The organism is Nocardia aobensis NBRC 100429, from assembly GCF_000308375.1.
GTDB classification, from domain to species: domain Bacteria; phylum Actinomycetota; class Actinomycetes; order Mycobacteriales; family Mycobacteriaceae; genus Nocardia; species Nocardia aobensis.
In genome coordinates, this window is the sequence record NZ_BAFQ01000200.1 from 1 (window position 1) to 2,986 (window position 2,986).

Below are 2,986 nucleotides of genomic sequence, written 5' to 3' on the forward strand. Positions count from 1 at the left end.
GCGTCAGTTCCCGCAGGCGTTCGCGGGCGCGTGGCTCGACGACGCCGGTAAGGCCGTGGTGGCGCTGGCTCCGGGCCAAGGCCTCGACGACGCGAAGAAGGCCGCTCAGGACGCCGGATTCGGCGTGAAGGACGTGGCCAAGAGCCAGACCGTGCTGCGCAGCGAGAAGAACGCCTTCCAGCAGTGGCTGTCGGGCCAGCCCGAGGGTGTCGCGCAGGCCGTGCGCGGTGTCGTGATCGACACCGTCAACAACAGCATCGCGGTGCGCGTGGACAAGGCCGGCGTGCCGATGCCGGGCTTCGTCGACCCGGCGCACGTGATCGTGATGGCCGCACCCCCGGTCGGCCCGCCGGAGTCGGACCCGCAGGTGAAGCCGATCGCCGGTGAGCAGCCCAACGCGCCCCGCGCGGGCGGCGACTCCTACGCGTCGGTGGCCGGCAAGATGCAGCTGGTCTGCTCCACCGGATTCAACGGCGAGGACCGCAACGGCAACCCGGTGAACATCACTGCCGGACACTGCGATCCGAACATCCCGGCGGCCGGTACCGCGAACGCGCCGGGCATGTTCGAGCTGCTGCCGGGCAACCACATCGGCGCCCAGCTGGGCTCGTTCCAGAAGTCGATCCTGGGCAACCAGGACTACTCGATCGTCTCGATCGACGCCGGCAGCCGGGATCGCTTCGCCAACAACCTCGTTCGGGTGCCGGGCGCCGCGCCGATCGCGATCACCGGTGTGGCCGACCCCGTCGTCGGCGCGCCGGTCTGCAAGTCGGGTTCGCGCACCGGCTTCAGCTGTGGCGTGGTGAACGCGGTGGATCAGACCGTCCAGGTCGGTGACCGCGATCTGACCCAGTCGTTCTCGGCGAACATCTGTGCGCTGCCGGGTGATTCGGGCGGCCCGATCGTCACCGGCACCCTGGCACTGGGCATCTCCAGCGCCTCCTCGGTGGCCGACTACCCGATCTGCGAGATCCCGAACCTGATCGGTGCCCTGACCGGTGATGCGCCGCAGCTGTTCGCGCAGCCGGTGAACCAGGTGCTCTCCGACAACCCGGGTCTGCGGATTCGCACCAACTGAGCGCTTCGAGCATCGTCGAGGGCCCGGCAGAAATGCCGGGCCCTTGTCGTTTCCGCGGAAGCTGTCGTCTCAGCGGGAGCTTGCGATGGCCCCACCCGCCGGCTGCCGTCCCGAACTCGTGTTCACCCGGCTGGTGCATGCTGGAGTTATGTGTCTGGTGTTGATCGGGTGGCGCGCGCATCCGGAGTATCGGCTGATCGTGGCGGCCAATCGGGACGAGTTCTACACGCGCCCAACCGAATCGATGCGATGGTGGCCGGAGCGGCCGAATCTGCTGGCCGGACGTGATCTCGGAGCCCCGAACGGCGTGCCGGGCACCTGGCTGGGAATCGTCCCCGAGGCCGGTCGTTTCGCGACCGTCACCAATGTGCGCGGCCCGGCCGAGAAGCGCATCGATGCCCGCTCCCGCGGCGCTCTGCTGATGGATTATCTGACCGGCTCCGCGGCACCGGAGAAGTTCGTTCGCACCGCTGCGGCCGATCTGGACGACTACAACGGTTACAACCTGGTCGTCTCCGATCTGGAGACACTGTGGTGGCACAGCAATCGCAGCGCGGCCACTCCGCTGGCCCTGCCGCCCGGAGTGCACGGGCTGTCCAATGCCGCCCTGCTCGGCTCGGCCGCACCCGGCTCCGGACGGCCGACGGGCATCGCGGATCGTCACACCGCCGCAGGCGTGGGCGGCGTGCACACCGACACCGGTGCCACGGCGTGGCCGAAGGTGCGCGACGGCGTGCGCGCGCTGGGCGCGGTGGTCGGTTCCCCGGCGGTGGAGGACTACTTCGACGTCTTGGCCGACCGCACCATCGCACCCGATGCCGAACTACCGCACACCGGATTGTCGCCGGAGCAGGAACGCTCGGTATCGGCCCGCTTCGTCGCCAACGACTGGCACGGAACTCGTTGCAGCACAGTACTTCTGGTGCGCGAGGACGGGCGGTTCGAGATCGCCGAACGGTCCTTCGCGGAATTCGGGAAACCGCTCGGCGAGGTGAGTTACACGGGTCGGCTCCGGATGCACACGGCCTGACCGCCGCAACGACGAGCCCAACGACAACGGCCCGTCTTCCGCGAGGAAGACGGGCCGTACACGTCCCGGAGCCGGCTGATCACCGGCTCCGCGCCGTGAATTACCTGGGCTGGTTGGCCTGCTGCGGCTGACCGCTGGCCGCCGCCATGGCCGCATCCGACCACTGGGTGCTGCCGTCGGCAGCCTGCATGGTGTTGACCAGCTCGACGCCCGCGGCGACGAGAGCAGGGCCGCCCACGGCGACGGTGCCCACGATGCCGCCGACGCCCGCGCCGGTGACCAGACCCGGGATGCAGCCCGCGACGATCGTGACGACACAGCCGATCACGGCGCCGATGGCGGTGCCGACGAAGCCACCGATCGCGGTCGCCAGACCGAACTTGGTGGCGAAGTCGCTCATCGCGCGCTGGTTCTCGATCGGCGAGGCGACGTCCTTGGCGACCAGAACCGGCTTATCGGCCTGGATCGGCGTCTGCTGGTCGGCCTTGGTCTCCGCGACCGCGGCCACGGGGGCGGCGGCAACCGGCTTGGTCAGGTCGACATTGCCCGGCTTGTCCGGGGTCAGCTCGAGCACCGTGCCGTTGTCCTTGAGCACGGGCTTGATCGGAATCTGAACGCCCGCGATCCGGTAGTCGATCGGCATCTCCAGGGCGACATTGCCGGCCTGATCCTTGATGTCGACGACCTGCTGCTTCTGATCAGGAGTCGCGCCGTGCTTCTCCACAAGCTCGAACGTGCCGTTCTTGAGCTTGGTGACGACCGTCTTGTCGACCAGTTTGGTGGAGTAGTCGATCCCCGGCTTGGCGTCGGCGGCCGGAGCCGGGGCTGGTGCAGGGTCGGCGTTGGCAGTTCCCAACGCCACGGTCATTGCGCCGATG

General features: G+C 68.8%; 3 protein-coding genes. 2 read left to right on the forward strand and 1 reads right to left on the reverse strand.

The window, feature by feature from the left end:
- Nucleotides 1–1,078, forward strand: a 1,078-nt coding sequence (locus RJ03_RS25735) for a S1 family peptidase (protein ID WP_036506612.1), incomplete at its 5' end; no start/stop codon positions are given.
- Nucleotides 1,079–1,163: 85 nt separating this feature from the next.
- Nucleotides 1,164–2,108, forward strand: a complete 945-nt coding sequence (locus RJ03_RS25740; RefSeq protein ID WP_306304687.1) for an NRDE family protein — start codon at nucleotides 1,164–1,166, stop codon at nucleotides 2,106–2,108.
- A 100-nt stretch (nucleotides 2,109–2,208) separates the two neighbouring features.
- On the opposite strand, the gene RJ03_RS25745 is transcribed toward RJ03_RS25740, so the two are convergent.
- Nucleotides 2,209–2,986 (reverse strand): DUF8020 domain-containing protein (locus tag RJ03_RS25745; RefSeq protein ID WP_373281723.1); only part of this gene is annotated, 778 nt, incomplete at its 5' end.